22 protein-coding genes are annotated in these 21,416 nt (G+C 71.9%); 12 read left to right on the top strand and 10 right to left on the bottom strand.

Annotated features, from left to right (window positions below; genetic code table 11):
- Positions 1-15 precede the first annotated feature (15 nt).
- A complete protein-coding gene (gene paaZ, locus ABH923_RS05880) occupies positions 16-2,067 on the bottom strand; it encodes a phenylacetic acid degradation bifunctional protein PaaZ (RefSeq protein ID WP_370054425.1) in 2,052 nt (683 codons plus the stop codon).
- Positions 2,068-2,133: 66 nt separating this feature from the next.
- On the opposite strand from paaZ, the gene ABH923_RS05875 reads away from it, so the two are divergent.
- Positions 2,134-2,538 (top strand): PaaI family thioesterase, encoded by a 405-nt coding sequence (locus ABH923_RS05875; RefSeq protein WP_370054424.1) that lies wholly within the window; start codon positions 2,134-2,136, stop codon positions 2,536-2,538.
- Here the strand turns inward: ABH923_RS05875 and ABH923_RS05870 are convergent.
- From ABH923_RS05870 to ABH923_RS05850, 5 genes are all read right to left on the bottom strand, one after another.
- Entirely contained in the window at positions 2,510-3,433 is a 924-nt protein-coding gene (locus tag ABH923_RS05870; protein WP_370054423.1) for a 3-hydroxyacyl-CoA dehydrogenase family protein, read from the bottom strand. The two genes, ABH923_RS05875 and ABH923_RS05870, sit on opposite strands and share 29 nt — an antisense overlap.
- Positions 3,430-4,173: an enoyl-CoA hydratase/isomerase family protein gene (locus ABH923_RS05865; RefSeq protein ID WP_370054422.1), complete on the bottom strand. Its 744-nt coding sequence runs from the start codon at positions 4,171-4,173 to the stop codon at positions 3,430-3,432. The genes ABH923_RS05870 and ABH923_RS05865 overlap by 4 nt, the downstream gene beginning before the upstream one ends.
- Positions 4,173-5,369, bottom strand: coding sequence for an acetyl-CoA C-acyltransferase (locus ABH923_RS05860; protein ID WP_370054421.1), 1,197 nt, complete (start codon positions 5,367-5,369; stop codon positions 4,173-4,175). The genes ABH923_RS05865 and ABH923_RS05860 overlap by 1 nt, the downstream gene beginning before the upstream one ends.
- 39 nt (positions 5,370-5,408) lie before the next feature.
- Entirely contained in the window at positions 5,409-6,605 is a 1,197-nt protein-coding gene (locus ABH923_RS05855; protein WP_370054420.1) for a low temperature requirement protein A, read from the bottom strand.
- Between the two features lie 163 nt (positions 6,606-6,768).
- Entirely contained in the window at positions 6,769-7,197 is a 429-nt protein-coding gene (locus ABH923_RS05850) for an Lrp/AsnC family transcriptional regulator (protein ID WP_370054419.1), read from the bottom strand.
- A gap of 127 nt (positions 7,198-7,324) precedes the next feature.
- Between ABH923_RS05850 and pdhA the strand changes: the two genes are divergently transcribed.
- Genes pdhA through ABH923_RS05825 form a run of 5 tightly spaced genes read left to right on the top strand, consistent with a single transcriptional unit; the run spans position 7,325 to position 11,995 of the window.
- A complete protein-coding gene (gene pdhA / locus ABH923_RS05845; protein WP_370054418.1) occupies positions 7,325-8,440 on the top strand; it encodes a pyruvate dehydrogenase (acetyl-transferring) E1 component subunit alpha in 1,116 nt (371 codons plus the stop codon).
- On the top strand, positions 8,437-9,483 hold the full coding sequence (locus tag ABH923_RS05840) for an alpha-ketoacid dehydrogenase subunit beta (protein ID WP_370054417.1): 1,047 nt from the start codon (positions 8,437-8,439) through the stop codon (positions 9,481-9,483). The genes pdhA and ABH923_RS05840 overlap by 4 nt, the downstream gene beginning before the upstream one ends.
- Positions 9,480-10,847 carry a dihydrolipoamide acetyltransferase family protein gene (locus tag ABH923_RS05835; RefSeq protein ID WP_370054416.1) on the top strand — a complete coding sequence of 456 codons (1,368 nt, stop codon included), beginning with the start codon at positions 9,480-9,482 and terminating at the stop codon, positions 10,845-10,847. Before ABH923_RS05840 ends, ABH923_RS05835 begins: the two co-directional genes overlap by 4 nt.
- A complete protein-coding gene (locus ABH923_RS05830) occupies positions 10,844-11,014 on the top strand; it encodes a hypothetical protein (RefSeq protein WP_370054415.1) in 171 nt (56 codons plus the stop codon). Before ABH923_RS05835 ends, ABH923_RS05830 begins: the two co-directional genes overlap by 4 nt.
- 30 nt (positions 11,015-11,044) lie before the next feature.
- Entirely contained in the window at positions 11,045-11,995 is a 951-nt protein-coding gene (locus ABH923_RS05825; protein WP_370054414.1) for a DMT family transporter, read from the top strand.
- A gap of 54 nt (positions 11,996-12,049) precedes the next feature.
- Here the strand turns inward: ABH923_RS05825 and ABH923_RS05820 are convergent, their stop codons facing one another.
- Both ABH923_RS05820 and msrB read right to left on the bottom strand, forming a co-directional pair.
- Positions 12,050-12,601, bottom strand: coding sequence for a nitroreductase family protein (locus ABH923_RS05820; RefSeq protein WP_370054413.1), 552 nt, complete (start codon positions 12,599-12,601; stop codon positions 12,050-12,052).
- Positions 12,601-13,047, bottom strand: coding sequence for a peptide-methionine (R)-S-oxide reductase MsrB (gene msrB / locus ABH923_RS05815; RefSeq protein ID WP_370054412.1), 447 nt, complete (start codon positions 13,045-13,047; stop codon positions 12,601-12,603). Before msrB ends, ABH923_RS05820 begins: the two co-directional genes overlap by 1 nt.
- 169 nt (positions 13,048-13,216) lie before the next feature.
- On the opposite strand from msrB, the gene ABH923_RS05810 reads away from it, so the two are divergent.
- The 5 genes from ABH923_RS05810 to ABH923_RS05790 all read left to right on the top strand — a co-directional run bounded on the left by ABH923_RS05810 (position 13,217) and on the right by ABH923_RS05790 (position 17,551).
- Complete coding sequence (locus ABH923_RS05810; protein ID WP_179605206.1) at positions 13,217-13,516, top strand: DUF3263 domain-containing protein; 300 nt, start codon at positions 13,217-13,219, stop codon at positions 13,514-13,516.
- A gap of 22 nt (positions 13,517-13,538) precedes the next feature.
- Positions 13,539-14,087, top strand: a complete 549-nt coding sequence (locus ABH923_RS05805; RefSeq protein WP_370054411.1) for a LytR C-terminal domain-containing protein — start codon at positions 13,539-13,541, stop codon at positions 14,085-14,087.
- A gap of 180 nt (positions 14,088-14,267) precedes the next feature.
- Entirely contained in the window at positions 14,268-14,471 is a 204-nt protein-coding gene (locus tag ABH923_RS05800) for a cold-shock protein (protein ID WP_055914585.1), read from the top strand.
- Between the two features lie 256 nt (positions 14,472-14,727).
- Positions 14,728-16,347 (top strand): chaperonin GroEL, encoded by a 1,620-nt coding sequence (gene groL, locus ABH923_RS05795; RefSeq protein WP_370054410.1) that lies wholly within the window; start codon positions 14,728-14,730, stop codon positions 16,345-16,347.
- Between the two features lie 91 nt (positions 16,348-16,438).
- Positions 16,439-17,551 carry a hypothetical protein gene (locus tag ABH923_RS05790; RefSeq protein WP_370054409.1) on the top strand — a complete coding sequence of 371 codons (1,113 nt, stop codon included), beginning with the start codon at positions 16,439-16,441 and terminating at the stop codon, positions 17,549-17,551.
- A gap of 13 nt (positions 17,552-17,564) precedes the next feature.
- On the opposite strand, the gene ABH923_RS05785 is transcribed toward ABH923_RS05790, so the two are convergent.
- Both ABH923_RS05785 and ABH923_RS05780 read right to left on the bottom strand, forming a co-directional pair.
- On the bottom strand, positions 17,565-19,277 hold the full coding sequence (locus ABH923_RS05785; protein ID WP_370054408.1) for an ATP-binding protein: 1,713 nt from the start codon (positions 19,275-19,277) through the stop codon (positions 17,565-17,567).
- A 50-nt stretch (positions 19,278-19,327) separates the two neighbouring features.
- Complete coding sequence (locus ABH923_RS05780; RefSeq protein WP_179605211.1) at positions 19,328-20,020, bottom strand: response regulator transcription factor; 693 nt, start codon at positions 20,018-20,020, stop codon at positions 19,328-19,330.
- Between the two features lie 166 nt (positions 20,021-20,186).
- Between ABH923_RS05780 and ABH923_RS05775 the strand changes: the two genes are divergently transcribed.
- Positions 20,187-21,407, top strand: coding sequence for an NAD(P)/FAD-dependent oxidoreductase (locus ABH923_RS05775; RefSeq protein WP_370054407.1), 1,221 nt, complete (start codon positions 20,187-20,189; stop codon positions 21,405-21,407).
- Positions 21,408-21,416 lie beyond the last annotated feature (9 nt).

Here is a 21,416-nt window from a genome sequence, read left to right as displayed (position 1 = left end):
GCCCTTCGGCGGCCGCTACTCCTTCGAGACGAGGGTGAGGACGTCGTAGGAGGCGACGAGCTCGTCCTTCTGGTTGAGGATGCGCGCGTCCCAGCGCACCTCGCCGTACTCGTCCGTCTCGCGCGGCGTGATCTGCTTGGCCGTCAGCGCCACCCGGATGCTGTCGCCGGGGGAGACCGGCGTCAGGAACCGCAGGTTCTCCAGCCCGTAGTTGGCCAGCACGGGGCCCGGCGCCGGGTCCACGAACAGCCCGGCCGCCCACGACACCAGCAGGTACCCGTGCGCGACCCTGCCCGGGAAGAACGGGTTCGCGGCCGCGGCCTCCTCGTCCATGTGCGCGTAGAACGTGTCGCCGGTGAAGGTCGCGAACGTCTCGATGTCGTCCAGCGTGACCCGGCGCGACTCCGACTGCACCTGGTCGCCGATCCGCAGCGTCGCGAGCGACTTGCGGAACGGGTGCGGGCCGTCGGTCACGGCCGCGGCGCCCTCGTGCCACACGCCGGTCACCGCGGTGAGGAGGTCGGGCGAGCCCTGGATGGCCGTGCGCTGCATGTGGTGCAGCACCGCGCGGATGCCGCCCAGCTCCTCGCCGCCGCCCGCGCGGCCGGGGCCGCCGTGCACCAGGTGCGGCATCGGCGAGCCGTGCCCGGTGGACGTGCGCGCGTCGTCGCGGTCGAGCAGCAGGATGCGGCCGTTGTACGCCGCGGTCGCCATCACCAGCTCGCGGGCGAAGTCGGGGTCGTGCGTGGCCGCGCTGGTCACGAGCGAGCCGCCGCCGAGCGCGACGAGCTGCGCCGCCTCGGCAGATGAGCCGTAGGGCAGCACGGCCGCGACCGGTCCGAAGGCCTCCACGGAGTGCGCCGCCGGGGTTCGCGCGTCGGCGAACCGCAGCACGATCGGAGCGACGAACGCGCCCTCCAGCTCGACGCCGAGGCTGCCGTCGCCGCGCACGACGCTCGGCTGGTCGAGCCCGCCGATGGCCAGCTCGCCGCCGGCCTCCACCAGCTTCGCCACCTGGCGCAGCACTTCGGTGCGCTGCTCGCGCGAGGCGAGCGGCCCCATCGTGACGCCCTCCGCGCGCGGGTCGCCGACCACGACCCGCTCCTCGATGCGCGAGCGCACCGCGGCGAGCAGGTCGTCGACGGCCGCGGCCGGGACGATCGCGCGGCGGATCGCCGTGCACTTCTGACCGGCCTTGGCGGTCAGCTCGACGACGAGCTGCTTGACGTACGCGTCGAACTCGGGCGTGCCGGAAACGGCGTCCGGCCCGAGCACCGAGGCGTTGATGGAGTCCGTCTCGCTCGTGAACCGCACACCGCCGGTCTGCACCGAGTCGTGCGCGCGCAGCCGCTCGGCGGTGGAGGCCGACCCGGTGAAGGCCACCAGGTCGCCCAGCCGCAGGTGGTCGAACAGCCCGGGCAGGCCGCCGCTGACGAGCTGGAGCGAGCCGGCGGGCAGCAGTCCGGACTCGACCAGGATGCGCACCATCGCCTCCGCGACGTACGCCGTCGGCGTCGCGGGCTTCGCGAGGGTCGGCATCCCGGCGAGGAAGGAGGGAGCGAACTTCTCCAGCAGCCCCCACACCGGGAAGTTGAACGCGTTGATCTGCACGGCCACGCCGGGCAGCCGGGTGAAGATGTGCTGGCCGAGGAACGAGCCGTCCTTCGACAGCGACTCCGCCGGTCCGTCCACGACGACCTGCGCGTTCGGGAGCTCGCGGCGGCCCTTCGACGAGAAGGTGAACAGCGTGCCGATGCCGCCGTCCACGTCGATCCAGGAGTCCGCCCGGGTCGCGCCTGCGCGGGCGGAGAGGTCGTAGAGCTCCTGCTTGCGCTCGGTCAGCACCTGCGCCATCCGCTTGAGCAGGACCGCGCGCTGGTGGAAGGTCAGCTGGCCGAGGGAGGCCTGACCGACCGTGCGCGCGTACTCGAGCGCGCCGGCCAGGTCGGCGCCCTCCGCGCTGACGCGGGCGACGAGCTCGCCGGTGGAGGCGTCGCGCACCTCCGCGGCGCCCTCGTCGGATTCGGGGCTCCACCACTGGTCACGCAGGTAGCTGGGCAGACTCATGATTCGGTTCCTCCCGGGAGGGTCTGGAGCGACGGCGCTCCGCTGGTTCGGACATAGGCTGGTGCCGTGGCCGATGAAGACTGGACGATCGAGCTCGGCGAGCTCGACGAGAAGATGGGCGTGCGCATCCTGGAGCAATCCGCGGAGCGCGTCGTCGCGACGATGCCGGTGGCGGGCAACCGCCAGTCGTTCGGGCTGCTGCACGGCGGCGCCTCTGTGGCGTTCGCGGAGGCGCTCGGCTCGTGGGCGGCCGTGATCCACGCCGGCCCCGGCCGCAGCGCGGTCGGGCTCGACATCAACGCGACGCACCACCGGTCCGCCCGCAGCGGCTTGGTGACCGGCGTCGCGACGGCGATCCGGCTGGGCAGGAAGGTCACGTCGCACGAGGTCGTCCTGACCGACGAGGAGGGCAACCGGCTCTGCACCGTGCGCATCACGAACCTCATCGTGGACGCCCCGGAGCGCGCGTGAGCGGTGCGCCGCCCGCCGCCTCGTCCCCGCTCCAGTCGTAGAACCCGCGGCCGGACTTGCGGCCGAGCAGGCCGTCCGCGACCATGCGGCGCAGCAGCGCGGGAGGCTCGAACCGCGGCCCCAGCTCGCTCGCGAGGTACTCCGCGATGTCCAGCCGCACGTCCAGCCCGACGATGTCGGTGAGCCGGAGCGGCCCGACCGGATGCTTGTAGCCGAGGGTCATCGCGGTGTCGATGGCCTCGGGGGATGCGACGCCCTCCTCGACCATCCGCACGGCCTCCAGCCCGAGCAGCACGCCGAGTCGCGACGAAGCGAAGCCGGGGGAGTCGCGCACCACGATCGGCGTCTTGCCGAGGGCCTCCACCCAGCCGGTCGCGAGGTCGACGGCGCTCGGCGCGGTCGCCTGCCCGGCAACGACCTCCACCAGGGCCGAGGCCGGGACAGGGTTGAAGAAGTGCATGCCGAGGAAACCGCCCGGCCGCCGCAGCACCCCGGCGAGGCCGTCGATGGACAGCGAGGAGGTGTTGCTCGCCAGCACGGCGTCGGGCTCCAGGAGCTCCTCGGCGCGGCGGAGCGCGTCGTGCTTGAGCTCGGGGAGCTCCGGTACGGCCTCCACGACGAGGGCGGCGCCGCGCAGCGCGTCCCACGAGGTCGTGGCGATCAGTCGCTCTGGCGCAGGGGCCGTCGCGCCGCGGCGCACGCTGCCGTCGATCGCGGCCTCCACGCGCTCGCGGGCGGAGGACGCCGACTCGGCGTCGCGCTCGACGACGGCCACGTGTGCGCCCGCCATCAGGAACGCGTGCGCGATGCCCGCACCCATCCGGCCGCCGCCGATTACAGCGACCTGCTCTGGGATGGCGACGTGCTCGGGTACGCCGTTCTTCCGGTCGCTCATCGTCGCCTCTTCTCCAGGAACTCCGTCATCCGGCGCTGCTTCTCCGGGGACTCGAACAGCACGGCCTGCGCCTCCCGCTCGGCCCGGGGATGGTCGCCCAGCGGCGCGCGCAGCACCCGCTTGGTGCACTGGGTCGCCAGCGGGTCGTTCTTCGCGATCCGGTCAGCGAGGGCGTGCGCGCCGGCGAGCAGCTCGCCGGGCTCGAACAGGTCGCTCACGAGCCCGGCGGCCAGCGCCTCCTCGCCGTTCAGCACGCGCCCGGCCATCGTGATCTCGGCGGCGAGCGGCTCGCCGACGAGCTGCGGCAGCCGCCAGAGGGCGCCGGCCGCGGCGATGATCCCGAGCGAGGTCTCCGGGTTGCCGATCCGCAGTCGCGGGGTGCCGAGCCGGAAGTCCGCCGCGTAGGCCAGCTCGGCGCCGCCGCCCAGCGCGTAGCCGTCGAGCGCGGCGATCACCGGCATGGGCAGCTCGGCGATGCGGACGAAGATCGTCGCATTGATCGCGCGGCGGGCGTCGGCCGCGGTGCGCTCCCGCAGCTCGGCGATGTCGGCGCCGGAGGCGAACACGCCCTCCGAACCGGTGAGGATGAGGATGCGCGGATCGCGCTCCAGGTCCTCGCACAGCGCGTGCAACTCGTCCACCATCCGCTGGTCGATCGCGTTGCGGACCTCCGGACGATTGAGCGTCGCGACCACGCGGTCGGCGCTCTCGGCGATCAGCAGGGTCGTCGGCTCCGCCATCACACCGCCTCCAGGATGAGGGCGGCGCCCTGGCCGACGCCGACGCACATCGTCGCCAGGCCGTAGCGGGACTGCTCGCGCTCCATCCGGCCGAGGAGGGTCACCAGAATGCGCGCTCCGCTCGATCCGAGCGCGTGGCCGAGCGCGATCGCGCCGCCGTCGGCGTTGACCCGCGCCCGGCCGTCCTCGTCGTCCAGGCCGAGCCGGCGCAGGCAGGCGATCGCCTGCGCGGCGAACGCCTCGTTGAGTTCGATGCTGCCGATGTCGCCGAGCTCCAGCCCGGAGCGCTCCAGCGCGCGGTTGGTCGCGGGGACGGGGCCGAGCCCCATCACCTCGGGCGCGACGCCGGCGCTCGCCGAGGCGACGATCCGGGCGCGCGGCGTGAGGCCGTAGCGCTGGACGGCGTCGCCGCTCGCGACCACGAGGGCGGACGCGCCGTCGTTGAGGGGAGAGGAGTTGCCCGCGGTGACGACGCTGCCTCCCGCGACGACCGGCCGCAACGCCGCGAGAGCGGACGCGTCGGTGTCGCGGCGGATGCTCTCGTCGGCCGAGAACTCGCCGGACGCGGTCGCGACCGGGATGATCTCGTCGGAGAAGCAGCCGGCGTCCGTCGCCGCCGCAGCGCGCCGGTGGCTCTGGAGGGCGAACGCGTCGGCGTCCTCGCGGGTGATCCCGTCGAGCCGGGCGACCTCCTCCGCCGTCTCGGGCATCGTGTAGGTGGCCTTGTCGCGCTCCAGGAACCGCGGGTTGGTGAAGCGCCAGCCGATGGAGGTGTCGAACTGCTCGCCCGGCTTGGCCCACGGCCGCGCCGGCTTGGCCTGCACCCAGGGCGCCCGCGTCATCGACTCGACGCCGCCTGCGACGATCAGGTCGGCGTCGCCCGCGCGGATCGCCTGACCGGCGAGGGTCACGGCGCTGAGGCCGGACGCGCACAGCCGGTTGACGGTGACGCCGGGAACGCTGTCCGGGAGGCCGGCCAGCAGCGCGGCCATCCGGGCCACGTTCCGGTTGTCCTCGCCCGCCTGGTTCGCGGCGCCGAGCATGACGTCGTCGAGCGCAGAGCCGTCCACTCCCGCGCGGCGCACGGCCTCCGCGACCACCAGTGCGGCGAGGTCGTCGGGCCGCACGCCCGCCAATGCTCCGCCGTAGCGTCCGACCGCCGTGCGCACACCGCCGACGAGGTAGGCCTCCGCCATCGCAGCTCCTTCGAAGCGAATTACCGAACGAACGTTCAGCTAGTAAATAGTCGCAGAACCCCGACCCGCGAGCAACCGCCGCGAGCGCGAAGCGAGCTCCGCCGACGTCACGACCACCCCCAGAATCACCACGGCGCAGCCGATGGCGGCCGCGGCCGGCAGCCACAGCGCCGCGACCGCGAGCGCCGCGGACAGTCCGACCGCCGGCGTCGCCCAGCGCAGCACCACCCGCCACGGGTCGCCGTAGCGGCGTGCGATGACCGCGTTCGTCAGGTAGAACAGCGCGATCCCGCCGCCGAGCGACACTGCCAGCGCCGGCGGCAGCGGCTCGCCCGGGTGCGCGATCCCCTCGGCGAGCGCGCCGGACAGCGCCGTGACCCCTGCCAGCAGCAGGAACGGCAGGAACGCGACCGTGTCCCTGATCGTGCGCGCATCGCCGGCCTCCAGCAGCCGCTCCAGCCCGCTCGCCATCACGTCGACGCCGTACAGGAAGAACGACCACGCGAGCCCCGCGGTCAGCAGCAGCCCGAGCACGCCGACGAGCCCGGCGGCGACCGTCCAGGCGCCGGACACCGCGTCCACGATGCTCAGCACCGACTCGCCCAGCACGATGATGACGAGCAGCCCGAACCGCTCGGACAGGTGCTCGACGTTCAGCCGGTCGAGGGCGATCTGCGCCCAGCTGCCGGAGGTCGCCGTCAGCAGCACGACCTCCAGGACGATCGCGACCGCCCACAGCACGTAGTTCGCGGGTGCGGGGAGCGCGATCGACACCAGCCAGAGAACGGCGGTCAGGCCGTTGTAGGCGAGGATGCGGACCCGGGAGGCCCTCCCGTTCGCCCAGGAGAAGCCGATCCACACCACAAGAAGGAGTACCCGCAGCAGCGCGTTGCCGGTGGCGAACAGCCAGGCCCGGTCGCCGACGGCCTCCGGCGCCGCGACCGCGAGCGCCCCGACAGCGAACATCGCGATCAGCATGACGATCGACAGCCGCCGTGCGCTGAGCTGCGGCGACACATCCACGACGAAGGTCAGGTTGACCCACGACCACCACACGGACGCGAACAGGGCCACGAACACGGCGAGCGCCCCGAACGACGGCGCGGTGTGGAGCCCATGCGCGAGCTGCCCGACCAGCGCGACGAAGACCAGGTCGAAGAACAGCTCCATCCAGTGCGCCCGCGACGGATCCCGGTCGCCGGCGACGGGGAGCCGGGGCAGCCTCCCGCCGCTCATCCGCGCCGGCCGGCGACCGCGCTACACGCGGCGACCGCCACCGGATTCCCCGACATGCCCCAACCGTATCGACTCCCGCCCCACCACGCACCAGCCCCGACATTCGGCACGAATGTCGCGTTTCGTCGTCGCTTTCGCGACATTCGGCACGAATGATCGGGCGTCAGCGGAGGTCGTGGTCCTCGAAGACGAGCGACGTCTTGGTGTCCCGCACCGACGGCATGGTGGTCAGCTCCTCCAGCACCACGCGCCGCAGGTCCTCGTTGTCGCGCGCCCGCACCAGCAGGATGACGTCGAAGTCGCCGCCGACCAGCGCGAAGTGCTCCACCTCCGGGATGGCGCGCAGCCGCGCCCGGAGGTCGTGCCAGGCCGCCTGCTCCACGCGCATCGTCACGTAGGCCGATGACGCGCGGCCGGAGCGGCGCGGGTCGACCTTCGCCGTGAAGCCCGTGATGACGCCCTCCTCGACCAGGCGGGAGACGCGGGCGTAGGCGTTGGCCCGGGAGACGTGCGCCGCCTCCGCGACGGCGGTGATGGAGGCGCGGCCGTCGGCGCGCAATGCGTCCACGATGCGGGTGTCGATGTCGTCCATGATGAGAGACAGTTTGGCATCGATACTGCTGTTGTGCACCCGTTCGTCTCGAAAGTCTCACACATGTGGCAAAGCGGGTCCAGCGAAGTCATCCTGAGGATCAGTGACGTCTTTCGAAGGAGAAGCGATGCACGCCGACGACCTGATGCCGGGCGACACCCCGCTGCGGCTCATCGACGAGCAGGGCTCTGGCCACCCGCACGAGCACTACGCGTTCCCGACCACCGAGCAGCTCCGCGACGGCTACGGCCGCCTCGTGCTGGGCCGCCGGCTCAACGACCAGGCCGACGCCCTGGTGCGGCAGGGCAAGCTGGCCGTGTACCCGTCCTCGCACGGCCAGGAGGCCTGCGAGGTCGCCGCGGCGATGGTGCTCGGCGAGCGGGACTGGCTCTTCCCGACCTACCGCGACTCGGTCGCCGTCGTCTCCCGGGGCGTGGACCCGTTCGAGGCGTTCCTGCTGCTGCGCGGCGACTGGCACTCCGGCTACGACCCGAACAAGTACCGCGTCGCCCCGCAGGCGACTCCGCTCGCCACCCAGCTCCTGCACGCGGTCGGTTTCGCCCACGCGGCCAGGATGCGCGGCGAGGACACCGTTGTCGTTGCGCTGTGCGGCGACGGCGCCACCAGCGAGGGCGACTTCCACGAGGCGCTCAACTTCGCGGCCGTGTTCCACCTCCCCGTCGTCTTCCTCGTCCAGAACAATGGCTACGCGATCTCCGTGCCGCTCAGCCGGCAGACCGCCGCGCCGAGCCTGGCGCACAAGGGCGTCGGCTACGGGATGCGCGGCCGTCTGGTCGACGGCAACGACCTCGCCGCGCTGCTCGCGGTGCTAGGGGAGGCCGTCACCGAGGCCCGTGAGGGCGGCGGCCCCACGCTGGTGGAGGCGCTCACCTACCGGATGAAGTCGCACACCAACGCCGACGACGCCACCCGCTACCGCACCTCCGCGGAGGTGGAGCCGTGGATCGCCCGCGACCCGCTGCTGCGGCTGCGCACCTGGCTGACGGCCGAGGGCGCGCTGACCGACGACGACGACGCCGAGTTCCGCGCCCAGGCCGATCGCGTCGCCGTCGACCTCCGCACCCGGATCATGGCGGACGTCGAGCCCCAGCCGATGGACCTGTTCGAGTTCGTCTACGCCGAGCCGACGCCGCAGCTCCGGGAGCAGTCCGCGCTGCTCGCCGCCGAGCTCGCCGCGGAGACCCGGGCAGCGCAGTCCCGCACCGAGGAGGTCGCCCGATGACGATCATGCACGACGCCCCCGCCGACCGGCAGCCCGAGCCCGAGCAGCCGTCCGCGCCCGCCGTCGCCACGATGACGATGGCGCAGGCCCTCAACCGCGCCCTCGCCGACTCCCTCGCAGAGGACCCGGCGGTCCTCGTCTTCGGCGAGGACGTCGGCACGCTCGGCGGCGTCTTCCGCATCACGGACGGCCTGACCAAGCGCTTCGGCGAGCAGCGCTGCTTCGACACCCCGCTGGCCGAGTCCGGCATCGTCGGCACCGCGGTCGGCATGGCGATGAACGGGATGCGCCCGGTCGTCGAGATGCAGTTCGACGCGTTCGCCTACCCGGCGTTCGAGCAGATCGTGGACCACGTCGCCAAGATGGGCAACCGCACGCGCGGGAAGGTCCGGCTGCCGATGGTCATCCGCATCCCGTTCGCGGGCGGCATCGGCGGCGTCGAGCACCACTCCGACTCCTCCGAGGCCTACTACGTGCACACGCCCGGCCTGACCGTGGTGTCGCCGGCGACGCCGCAGGACGCCTACGGCCTGCTCCGCGCCGCCATCGCCTCCCCGGACCCGGTGGTCTTCATGGAGCCGAAGAAGCTGTACTGGTCGACCGGCGAGGTCGACACGACCGCACCGCTGCCCGAGCTGGGCCGCGCACGCGTCGCCAGAGAGGGCACCGACGCGACCCTGATCGCCTACGGCCCGACGGTGCCGGTGGCGCTCGCCGCCGCGGAGGCCGCAGCCGAGGAGGGTCGCAGCCTGGCCGTGATCGATGTGCGGACCCTGACCCCGTTCGACGACGAGACCGTCTGCGCCGCCGTCCGTGCGACCGGCCGCGCCGTGGTCGTGGCGGAGGCGCCGGGCTTCGCCAGCGTCGCCTCCGAGATCGCCGCCCGCGTCTCCGAGCGCTGCTTCCACTACCTGGAGGCGCCGGTGCGCCGGGTGACCGGCTTCGACACCCCGTTCGCGCCACCGAAGCTGGAGCGCTACTACCTGCCGGGCGTGGACCGCGTGCTCGACGCCGTCGACAGCCTGCAGTGGGAGGACGCATGAAGGTCTTCACGCTGCCCGACCTGGGCGAGGGACTCGCCGACGCCGAACTGGTCCACTGGCTGGTCGCGGTCGGCGACACCGTGACCGTCGACCAGCCGATCGCCGAGGTGGAGACCGCCAAGTCGGTCGTCGAGGTGCCCTCGCCGTACGCCGGCGTCGTCGCCGTCTGCCACGGCGAGGAGGGCGAGACCATCCTGGTCGGCTCTCCGCTGCTGGAGGTGCGCGAGGATGCGGACGTCGAGTCCGCCGCTGAGACCGTCGTCACCGCGGACGCCACCGAGCCGGAGCGGAAACCCGAGCCCGTCGCGGCCGGCTCCGGTGCCGTGCTCGTCGGCTACGGCACCACCGACCACGCCACCGCCCGCCGCCGCGGCCGCGCCTCCCAGCACGGCACCGCCGTGACCTCCGGAGCGCCCAGCCGCATCGTTCCCGTCGTGTCCCCTGTCGTCCGGGCGCTCGCGCGGACGCACAGCATCGACCTCGCCTCGCTCACTCCGAGCGGCGTGGGCGGGGTCGTCACGCGGCGCGACGTGGAGGCGGCGCTCGCCGCGGCGAAAGCCACCGCGCCAAGCGTGCCCGCAGCACCGGCGGCGCCCGCATCCCGCCCGGCCCCCGCCGCCGCCGAGCCGGGGACCGACCCCCGCACCGGCCTCGACATCGCCTCCGTCACCCCCTTCTCCCGCCTCCGCCGCGCGGTCGCCGAGACCATGACGCGCAGCCGCTCCGAGATCCCGGAGGCGACCGTCTGGGTCGACGTCGACGCCACCGAGCTGTGGGAGGCCAGGCAGACCCTCGGGAAGTCGGGCAAGCCGCCGTCGCTGCTCGCCTTCATCTCGCGGTTCACGCTCAGCGCGCTGGCGCGGCATCCCGAGCTCGCCGGCCGGGTCACCGCAGGCGGCGACGGGATCGAGGTGTTCGCGGGGGTGAACCTCGGCTTCGCGGCCGACACCCCGCGCGGCCTGCTGGTCCCGGTGATCCGCCGCGCCGACCGCTCGAGCGTCCGCGAGCTTGACGCCGAGCTCGGCCGCCTGTCCGCCGCCGCGCGCGACGGCGTGCTGCCGCCCGCGGATCTGACCGGCTCCACCTTCACCGTGAACAACTACGGGAGTCTCGGGGTCGACGGCAGCGCCGCGATCATCAACCACCCGGAGGTCGCCATCCTCGGCATCGGCCGGGTCATCGAGCGCCCGTGGGTGGTCGAGGGCGCCGTCGTCCCGCGCCGGATCGTGCAGCTCAGCCTGGTCTTCGACCACCGCGTCACGGACGGCGGAGTGGCTGCCCGGTTCCTGCGCGAGATCGCCGACGCCATCGAGTCGCCGATCGCCTTCCTCGCCGACGAGGCGCCGGGTACGGTGAGGGAATGACCGACAAGCCACGCGACGCAGATCAGCCCGACGACGCCGACAAGCCGGATGCCGTGGAGCAGGGCGACGACTACGACCTCGACTTCGAGAAGGACGTCGCGCCGGAGGAGAACATCCCCTGGCTTCCGCACCCGACGCCCACCGACGGCGACGCGCCCGCTCCCTGAGCATCCGCACACGCCCCTAGGCTTGGGGGAGTGACCTCCCGCTCCTTCCCCCTCTGGCTCGCGCTCGTCTGCGCGATCGTCTGCGGGGCGGGCGTCGCCCTGCAGTCGCGCATCAACGGCGAGCTGGGGCAGCGGCTGGACGACGGGGTCACCGCCGCCGTCATCTCCTTCGGCTCCGGGCTCGTCATCCTCATCGTCGCGATGGCCGTCGCTCCCGCCGGGCGGCGCGGCTTCGGCCGGGTGGCCGCCGCACTGCGCACCCGCGAGCTGCCCTGGTGGTACGTCGTCGGCGGGGCCGCGGGCGCTTTCCTGGTGCTGTCGCAGGGCGTCGCCGCAGCGGTGCTCGGCGTCGCGCTGTTCACGGTGGCGGTCGTGGCCGGCCAGACCGTCAGCGGCCTGGTCCTCGACCGGATCGGCCTCGGCCCGGGAGGCCGCCGCCCGATCACGCCGGCGCGGCTCGCAGGGGCCCTGATCGCCCTCGGCGCCGTGACCTGGGCGGTGTCCGCGCAGCTCGGCGGCTCCGTGCCGATCTGGCTGATGCTGCTGCCGCTGATCTCGGGCCTGGGCCTCGGCTGGCAGCAGGCCGTCAACGGCCAGGTGCGGGTGGTCGCCGAGAGCGCCCTGACCGCGACCTTCATCAACTTCGTGGTCGGGACGACCGTGCTCCTGGTCATCATGGCCGTCGACTGGAGTCTGCGCGGCCTCCCGAAGCCGCTGCCGACCGAGCCGTGGCTCTACCTCGGCGGCGCGATCGGCTGCGTGTTCATCGCGGCCGCCGCGCTGCTCGTCCGGATCACGGGCGTGCTGCTGCTCGGTCTCGCGACCGTCGCCGGTCAGCTCGTGACCGCGCTCCTGCTCGACGTGTTCGCGCCAAGCTCGCCCGCGCCGGTCGCGTTCTCCACCGTCGCCGGAACGCTGCTCGCCCTCGTCGCCGTCGCCGTCGCCAGCATCCGCTGGCGCCGCCCCGCACGAACGAACTGACAGGACACGCCGCGCGGCAGGCGCGCGACGCGGCATGTCCTGTCAGACAGTTCGTCAGTCGAGCGTCGTCAGGAAGCGCTCGGGGTCGATGGAGGTCCGGTGGGCCTCCTTGCCGTCGTCCGGTACGCCGCCGACGTACAGCCAGCCGAGCAGGCGCTCGTTCTTGGCGAGGTCGTGCATCCGGTGCACGGCCTTCGACCTGGTGTGGTGGCCGGTGCGCCACATGACGCCCCAGCCGGCGTCGTGGAGCAGCAGGCTCAGGAGGTGCGCGACGCCCGCGGCGACGGCGTCCTGCTCCCAGCCCGGCACCTTCTCGTTCTTCGTGCGCACCGCGACGATCGCGAGCAGCAGCGACGAGCGCAGCGGCTTGGCCGCCAGTTTCTCGGCCTCCTCGCCGGTCGCCTTGGCGTCCTTCACGAACGCTCGGCCCAGCCGGATGCGCGCGTCGCCGCGCAGCTCGATGACCCGCCATGGATGCAGCGCCGAGTGGTCGGCGACGCGGCCGGCGGCGGCCACGAGCGGCAGCAGCTCCTCGTGCGTCGGCGCCGCGGAGGTCACGCGCGAGTACGACCGGCGCGCGGCGACCCGCTCGACGAGCTCGGACATCAGGCCTCTGGGGCGAAGTTCAGCGAGAGCGAGTTCATGCAGTAGCGGTCGCCGGTCGGGGTGCCGAAGCCGTCGGGGAACACGTGGCCCAGGTGGGAGCCGCAGTTCGCGCAGCGCACCTCGGTGCGGACCATGCCCAGGCTGTCGTCCTCCAGGAGCTGCACGGCCTCCGGCCGGATCGACTCGTAGAAGCTCGGCCAGCCGCAGCCGCTGTCGAACTTGGTGCCCGACTTGAACAGCTCCGCTCCGCACGCGGCGCAGGTGTAGAGGCCCGCGCGGCCCTCGTCGAGCAGCTCGCCGGTCCACGGCCGCTCCGTGCCCGCCTCGCGCAGCACCGCGTACTGCTCCGGGCTGAGCTCGCGGCGCCACTCCTCGTCGGTCTTCTCGAGCCCGTACCCGTTGGGCGCTGCGGCGCCCTGCGCGGCCTCGTCGTGCGATGCGCTCATCGTGCGTTCCTTTCGTCGTCCGTCCCCAGCCTAAACGGCGGCGCCTGTGCGGCTGTTCCCTGTTCGGCCTGCGACGTGCCGGGCGCAAACGGGTAACGCACAGGACAGCGCCCCTAGGATGAGGCGCGAGCGCGGGGAAGGGCTGACTCGAAGACGGTGAGGGGAGGCGGTGCACGTGGCGGAGGCTGCGGACCACCGGATCCCTGCGCCGGACGCGACCGGCCTGACCGACCGTGAGGCGGCCATCCTCGCGTTCGAGCGTCAGTGGTGGCGGCATGCCGGCGCCAAGGAGCAGGCCATCCGCGAGGAGTTCGGTCTCTCCGCCGCCCGGTACTATCAACTCCTCGGAGCGCTGATCGACCGACCGGAGGCGCTCAAGCACGACCCCATGCTCGTCAAGCGCCTGCTCCGGCTGCGCGAGACCCGGCTGGCAGCACGGCGATCCCGGACACTCCCGTCCGGCGACTGACACCGCGAGGAATCACCTGTAGATGGCAGAGAAGTACCCGAGAGACCGGTTCGACGACATCCCAGACGGTCTGCAGCGCGTCGGTGCGCACCGGGCTCCCCGGCCGAAGGGCCGCGGCTGGATCGCGGTCGGCTGGGCAGCGCTCGCCGTCGTCGTCCTCGTGGCAGCGGGCATCTTCGGCCTCTCACTGGTGAGCGGCTCCATCTCCTTCCACGGCTCGCCGAACTCCGCGAGCGGCACCCCGACGCCCACGGCGACGCCGACGCCGACGATCGTCCCGACCGTCGACCCGTCGCTGACGGTGAACGTTCTGAACGGCACCGCGACCTCCGGCCTCGGCGGCAAGGTCGGCGACACCCTGACGAAGGCGGGCTGGAAGGTCGGCGCCGTCGCGAACGCCGACAAGCAGGACCTCACGCAGACGATCGTGTACTACTCCGACCCCAAGAACCAGGCGGCGGCGCTCGGAGCGGCGCAGTCGCTCCCCGGCGCGACCATCGCGCTCACGCAGGACTTCGCGGCCAGCGGCGCCGACCTGACCGTGGTCGTCGGCAGCGACTACAAGGGCTGACACCGCGTCGTTCCGCGCGTGTACGCGCGCTCATCCCTTTGTTTCACGCGTGTTTAACTTTGGGCCGATTTGGTAACGGATTGGCCAAAAGACTGGCGGAAACGGCTATTGCAAGCATTAGGATCGGGAGTCAACGCGCGGCGCTGGACCACGCGAGCGACACAGCAATGGGAGTAATGCATGGCGAACGGGACCGTGAAGTGGTTCAACGCTGAAAAGGGCTACGGATTCATCACCGTCGAGGGTGGGGGACAGGACGTTTTCGTTCATTACTCCGCAATCGACATGAACGGCTACAAGGTTCTCGAAGAGGGCCAGCAGGTGCAGTTCGAGGTCGGCTCGGGCAACAAGGGCCCGCAGGCCGAGTCGGTGCGTCCGCTGTAGTACGCAGCGATCGGCAAGACCATATAAGAGGAGCGTCGCCCTTCGGGGCGGCGCTCCTTTTTCTGTGTCCGCCGTCCTGGCGCAACCTCGGTCGCAGGCTCCCTCGGCGCTGGGGTCGCGCATCGCTCCGCGCTGCCCCTAGCTCCACCGCGCTTGCACTCCACTGGCGCGAGTGCCAGAATCGCTTTAGCACTCCGCCTGATCGAGTGCTAACACACCGAATCTTTCGCAGACGTCCGGGAGGGACGAGAAACACATGGCAAAGATCATTGCTTTCGACGAGGAAGCGCGTCGCGGCCTCGAGCGCGGCCTCAACATCCTGGCCGACACCGTCAAGGTGACGCTGGGCCCGCGCGGTCGCAACGTCGTCCTCGAGAAGAAGTGGGGCGCTCCCACCATCACGAACGACGGCGTCTCCATCGCGAAGGAGATCGAGCTCGACGACCCGTACGAGAAGATCGGCGCTGAGCTGGTCAAGGAGGTCGCCAAGAAGACCGACGACGTCGCGGGCGACGGCACCACCACCGCCACCGTGCTCGCTCAGGCGCTCGTCAAGGAGGGCCTCCGCAACGTGGCCGCCGGCGCCGACCCCATCACGCTGAAGCGCGGCATCGAGAAGGCCGTCGCGGCCGTCACCGAGGAACTCATCGCCAGCGCCAAGGAGGTCGAGACCAAGGCCGAGATCGCCGCCACCGCGTCCATCTCCGCCGGCGACACCACCATCGGCGAGATCATCGCCGAGGCCATCGACAAGGTCGGCAAGGAGGGCGTCGTCACCGTCGAGGAGTCGAACACCTTCGGCACCGAGCTCGAGCTGACCGAGGGCATGCGCTTCGACAAGGGCTTCCTGTCGCAGTACTTCGTCACCGACCAGGACCGCCAGGAGGCGGTGTTCGAGGACACCTACATCCTCATCGCCAACCAGAAGATCTCCTCGATCAAGGACCTGCTCCCGATCGTCGACAAGGTCATCCAGGCCAACAAGCAGCTCCTCATCATCGCCGAGGACGTCGACGGGGAGGCCCTGGCCACCCTGATCGTCAACAAGATCCGCGGCATCTTCAAGTCCGTCGCCGTCAAGGCCCCGGGCTTCGGCGACCGCCGCAAGGCCATGCTGCAGGACATCGCGATCCTCACCGGCGGCCAGGTCATCTCCGAGGAGGTCGGCCTCAAGCTCGAGAACGTCACCCTCGACCTGCTCGGCCAGGCCCGCAAGGTCGTCATCACCAAGGACGAGACCACCATCGTCGAGGGCGCGGGCGACCCCGACGCCATCGCCGGCCGCGTGGCCCAGATCCGTGGCGAGATCGAGAACACCGACTCGGACTACGACCGTGAGAAGCTCCAGGAGCGCCTCGCGAAGCTCGCCGGCGGCGTCGCCGTCATCAAGGCGGGCGCGGCCACCGAGGTCGAGCTCAAGGAGCGCAAGCACCGCATCGAGGACGCCGTCCGCAACGCGAAGGCCGCCGTCGAGGAGGGCATCGTCGCCGGTGGTGGCGTCGCTCTCATCCAGGCCGGCAAGACCGCCTTCGAGAAGCTGTCGCTCACGGGCGACGAGGCGACCGGCGCGAACATCGTCCGCGTCGCCATCGAGGCGCCGCTGAAGCAGATCGCCATCAACGCGGGCCTCGAGGCCGGCGTCGTGGTCGCCAAGGTGCGCGAGCTCCCCGTGGGTCACGGCCTCAACGCCGCGACCGGCGAGTACGTCGACATGCTGGCCTCCGGCATCAACGACCCGGTGAAGGTCACCCGCTCGGCGCTGCAGAACGCCGCGTCCATCGCGGGCCTGTTCCTCACCACCGAGGCCGTCGTCGCCGACAAGCCCGAGCGGAACCCGGCCCCGGCCGGCGACCCGGGCGCCGGCATGGACTTCTGAGTCCGTCCGACACGCAGTAGAGGGCGTCTCCCGTTCGCGGGAGGCGCCCTCTTCGCTGTTATCGTCGTCACGACCGGGGCGGAGGCGGAGCATGGCGGCGACACGGTGGTCTCGGGCGAGGGCGGTCGCCGGGCTGGCTGCCGCGCTGCTCTGCCTCACGGGCTGCCAGGCGCTCGGGCTGCCGGGCGCCGGGCCGACGAGCCCGACAGCGACCTCCGCGCCCGCCGTGGATGTCGCACCGCCCCTCGACTGCGCCGCTTTCACCGCGACGCCCGCGGTGGAGGCCCTGCTCGGCGGCGCCGCGCCCCTGGCGACGACCCCGGCGGACGCGCTCACGACACCGGCCGGGCGCGGGCCGTTCGGCGCCCAGTCGGCGGGCGGCGGCTGGTGCCGCTGGGGCGACGACCCGGACGCGTCCGCCGCCGCGAGCACGGCGCCGGTCCACGTGCTCTCCGTCCAGCTCCTCCCGCACGCGGCAGCGAACTGGCAGTCGCAGGCCCAGCAGTACCCCCTGACCGCGGCGACGGGCGCGCACTACGACGGCGGCGAGTCCCGAGGCGGCGACTGCGGCCCGGCGACGCCGGGGACGGGCACCACCTGCCACACGAACGTGCTGGTCGGCAGCTCGTGGCTGGCAGTCGACGCCGTGAGCAGCACCTCGTCCATCGACGAGAAGGCGTTCCACGCGCTCGTCCAGTCGTTCGTCCCCACTGTCGCCGCGATCGACGCTCACGCCACGACGCCCGCCCCGGTGAAGCCCCTGTCCTGCGGCGACGCCGCCTGGCTGAAGGCCGTCGCCGGCGTCTACGGCCCGGCGTCGGTCGCCGTGCTCGCCCCGGCCGCGACCTTCGGAATGCAGAACGCGCTCGTCGCCGATCCACGGGTGACGGTCTGTGCGTACCGCGCGGGCACAGGGGACTCCCCGCTCCTCGGCACCGTCTCCGTCCTCCGCGGCGGGCCCGCCGCGTACGCGACCTATCACGGCCTCGTCGTGGGCCGTGACCCGGACGCCAGCGGCGGCACGATCCAGCTCGGCAGCACCGAGCTCGCCACGCTGGTCCGCCACACCGACGCGTCGGGGTCGACGCCCGCCGAGACGGTGGTCGACGCTGTGGTCGGAGACGCCTGGATCCAGTTCGCCGCGGTGTCCGGCTCCGACGACCAGGCGGCCTCTGTCGTGCAGTGGGTGGCCGGCCGGCTCTGACGCGGCCGAAGGGTCAGAGGCTTGCGCGCGGTGGCTGCGTCACGCGGCTCGGGTCCACCAGCGGCAGGGACACCCGGAAGGTTGCGCCTCCGCCGTCGGTCTCCACGACCTCCACGGTGCCGTGGTGCGCCGCGACGATCGAGGAGACGATCGCCAGGCCCAGGCCGCTGCCGCCGGTCTCGCGGGCGCGGGAGGAGTCGGCGCGCCAGAAGCGCTGGAAGATCTTCTCGCGGATCTGCGGCGGGACGCCCTCGCCGTGGTCGCGCACCTCGAGCACCGCGCGGTCGGCGCGGTGGTCGACCTGCACCGCGATCTCGATCGGGCTGTCCTCCGGGGTGTAGCGGAGGGCGTTGCCCATCAGGTTGGTGACGACCTGGCGGAGCTTGTTCTCCTCCGCCATCACGATCGCGGGCTCGGCCGGCGGCGCCGCGAGGACGACCTTCTCGGCGGTCGTGACCGCGATCGGGCCCGTGGTGCCCCGGCGTCCGCGGTTGCTGCGGCGCAGCCGGGCCAGCGCCGAGCCGGCGAAGGCGATCGGGCCGGTGGCGCCCGGCGGCCGGGACAGGTCCTCAGGGAGGCTCATCGGCACGGTGTCGAGCCCGGGCTCCGTAGGGTCGGTGTGCAGCGGGGCCGGCACCGGCGCGGGCGTCAGCACGGTCACCCGGCGGCCGGGGGCTCCGGCCATCGCGTCCATCGCGGCGTCCTGCGCGATGCGCACCAGGTCCACCGGCTGGAGGTCGAGGGGCTTCGTCTCGTCGAGACGCGCCAGCTCCAGGAGGTCCTCGACGAGGAGGCCCATGCGGATGGCCTCCTTCTCGATCCGGTCCATCGCCTGGGCGACGTCCTCCGGCGTCTGCAACGCTCCCATCCGGTACAGCTCGGCATAGCCGCGCACCGACACCAGTGGCGTGCGGAGCTCGTGGGAGGCGTCGCCGACGAATCGTCGCATCTGGTCGATCGTGCGCGCGCGGTCGTTGAAGGCCCGATCGATGCGGTTCAGCATCGTGTTGAGCGAGCGGTTGAGCCGGCCGACCTCGGTGTTCGGGGTCGCGCCGCCGAGGCGCTGGCTGAAGTCGCCGTCGGCGATGGCCGCGGCCGTCTGTTCGACCTCCCGCAGCGGGGAGAAGGTCGTCGTCACCAGCATCCGGGTGAGGCCGGCGCCGACGATGATGACGATGACGCCGAAGCCCAGGAAGATCGCCAGGAAGCTCGCCATCACGGTGTCGATCTGGCTCGTCGTGGTGGCGACGATCGCCGTCGCGAGCTCACCGGTCTGCGCGAACGTCTGCGTCGTGACCAGCGCCCGATAGGCGGTGTGGCCGTCGTTGCTGTAGATGGTGACCCCGCCGGGGCCGAGGGCTTTGGCGTCGGTGAGGCTGAGCTTCTCGGGGATGGCCGGCCGGTGCGCGAACGGGATGTTGCTCCAGTTCGTCTTCACCAGGTTGCCGCTGGCGTCGTACAGCGCCGCGAAGTAGTCGGACGGGCTGGAGTCCGTCGCGATCTTGTCCTTGTCCGAAGACGAGCCGAACAGGTACGTGTTGACGTACGTGGCCCCCGACGCCGCCGAGAGCTGCGCGTCGAGCTGGTCGATCAGCACCGGCTTCAGCATCGACATCGTCCCGATGCCGGTCACGAGCAGCCCGAGCGTCAGCATGAGCACGGTCACCCCGGTGATCTTGGTCCGGAGGGAGATCGCGTTCCAGCGGTCGAGCAGGCGTGAGTGCATCAGGCCGCCAGTCTAAGCAGACGGTGCTGAGCCGAGGGTGTGAGCGCCGGTCACGCCTTCGCGGCCTTGAGCATGTAACCGAAGCCGCGCTTGGTCTGGATGAGCGGCTCGCTGGAGTGCGCGTCCACCTTGCGGCGCAGGTAGGAGATGTACGACTCCACGATGCCCGCGTCGCCGTTGAAGTCGTACTCCCAGACGTGGTCGAGGATCTGCGCCTTCGACAGCACGCGGTTGGGGTTGAGCATCAGGTAGCGCAGCAGCTTGAACTCGGTCGGGCTGAGCTCGATCGGGGTGTCTCCCACGTAGACCTCGTGGGTGTCCTGGTCCATGGTGAGCTCGCCTGCGCGGATGACGGCGTCCTCGTCGGCCTGCATCGTGCGGCGCAGGATGGCCTTGATGCGGGCGACGATCTCGTCGAGGCTGAACGGCTTGGTGACATAGTCGTCGCCGCCGACCGTGAGGCCGGTGATCTTGTCCTCGGTGTCGTCCTTTGCGGTGAGGAACAGGATGGGCGCGGTGTAGCCGGCGCCGCGGAGCCGCTTGGTGACGCCGAACCCGTTCATGTCCGGGAGCATGACGTCGAGGATGATGAGGTCTGGCTCCTCTTCGAGGACCGCGGAGATCGCCTGGGCTCCGTTGCCGACCGCGCGCACGGCGAAGCCGGCGAAACGGAGGCTGGTGGTGAGGAGATCGCGGATGTTCGGCTCGTCGTCGACGATGAGAATGCGGGGTCCTGCGTTCATGCGAAACAGTATCTGCGCGTCTGCTGAATTCTGCCTGTGAGCAGACGGTGCGCGGTGAGTGTAAGGAGCCGGTGCGGGCAGTGCGACCGGCCCACGCCCGCAGTGTAAGGGGCTGGCGCTGGCAGTGTGAAAAGTGGATGCTGAGGAGACCAGCGATCGGAGCACTATGTCCAATCCCACTGTGGTCATCGTCGGAGCGGGTCTCGCCGGGGCGACGACCGCCGCCGAGCTGCGCTCCCGGGGCTTCGCGGGCCGCATCATGCTCCTCGGCGCGGAGGAGCACCGTCCCTACATCCGCCCGCCGCTCTCCAAGGAGTACCTGAAGGGCGAATCCGCCCTGGACGACGCGTACGTGCAGCCCGCGGACTGGTACGCGGAGAACGACGTTGAGTTCCTCCCCGGGTCGGAGGCCGGCTCGTTCGACCCGGCCGCGCACGAGCTGTTCCTCGCCGGCGGCGCCAGGATCACCTACGACAGCCTGGTGCTGGCGACCGGTTCGCACGCCCGGCCGCTCGGCGTCCCCGGCAGCGGCCACGGCGCCGTCTTCTCTCTGAGAACCATCGAGGATTCGCAGTGGCTCCGGGCCGCCCTGGAGGTCGGCTCGCGGCGCGTCGTCGTCGTGGGCTCCGGCTGGATCGGCATGGAGGTCGCCGCCGCGGCTCGCGGCTACGGCAACGACGTCACGGTGGTCGGGCGCGCACATGTGCCGCTCGCTCCGGCGATCGGACCGGAGCTCGGCGGGGTGTTCGAGAGGCTGCACCGCGACAACGGCGTGGTCTTCCGAAACGCCGCGCAGGTGTCGGCCGTGGAGGGCGGCGACGAGCAGGTCGTCGTGCTGGCGACGGGGGAGCGCATCCCGGCCGACGTGGTGGTCGCCGGCGTCGGGGCCGCTCCGAACACGTCGGTCGCCGAGCAGTCCGGCCTCGCGCTCGACAACGGCGTCCCGACCGACGAGGCGATGCGCACCGCAGTGGAGGACGTCTACGCCGTCGGGGACGTGGCGAACCCGCTGCTGCCGGCGATCGGCAAGCGGCTCCGCAACGAGCACTGGGCCAACGCGATCGCAGGCGGCACCGTGGCCGCACGCGCGATCGTGGGAGAGGAAGCGAGCTACGACGACATCCCGTACTTCTACTCCGACCAATACGATCTGGGCATGGAGTACTCCGGCTACGCCCCCCTGGCCTCCGGCGCGCGCGTCGTCTTCCGCGGCGACGTGGCGGCGCGCGAGTTCATCGCCTTCTGGCTGCGCGACGACCGCGTGGTCGCCGGGATGAACGTGAACGTGTGGGATGTGCAGGAGCACATCCAGCGCCTGATCCGCGGCCGGGAGGCCGTCGACCCCGACCGGCTGACCGACGAGAGCGTGGACCTTGCAGAGCTCTGAGACCGGCCT

Source organism: Leifsonia sp. EB41 (genome assembly GCF_041262565.1).
Lineage (GTDB): Bacteria > Actinomycetota > Actinomycetes > Actinomycetales > Microbacteriaceae > Leifsonia.
The sequence above is the reverse complement of the archived record's forward strand: the minus strand, read 5'-3'. Positions and strand labels throughout refer to the sequence as shown.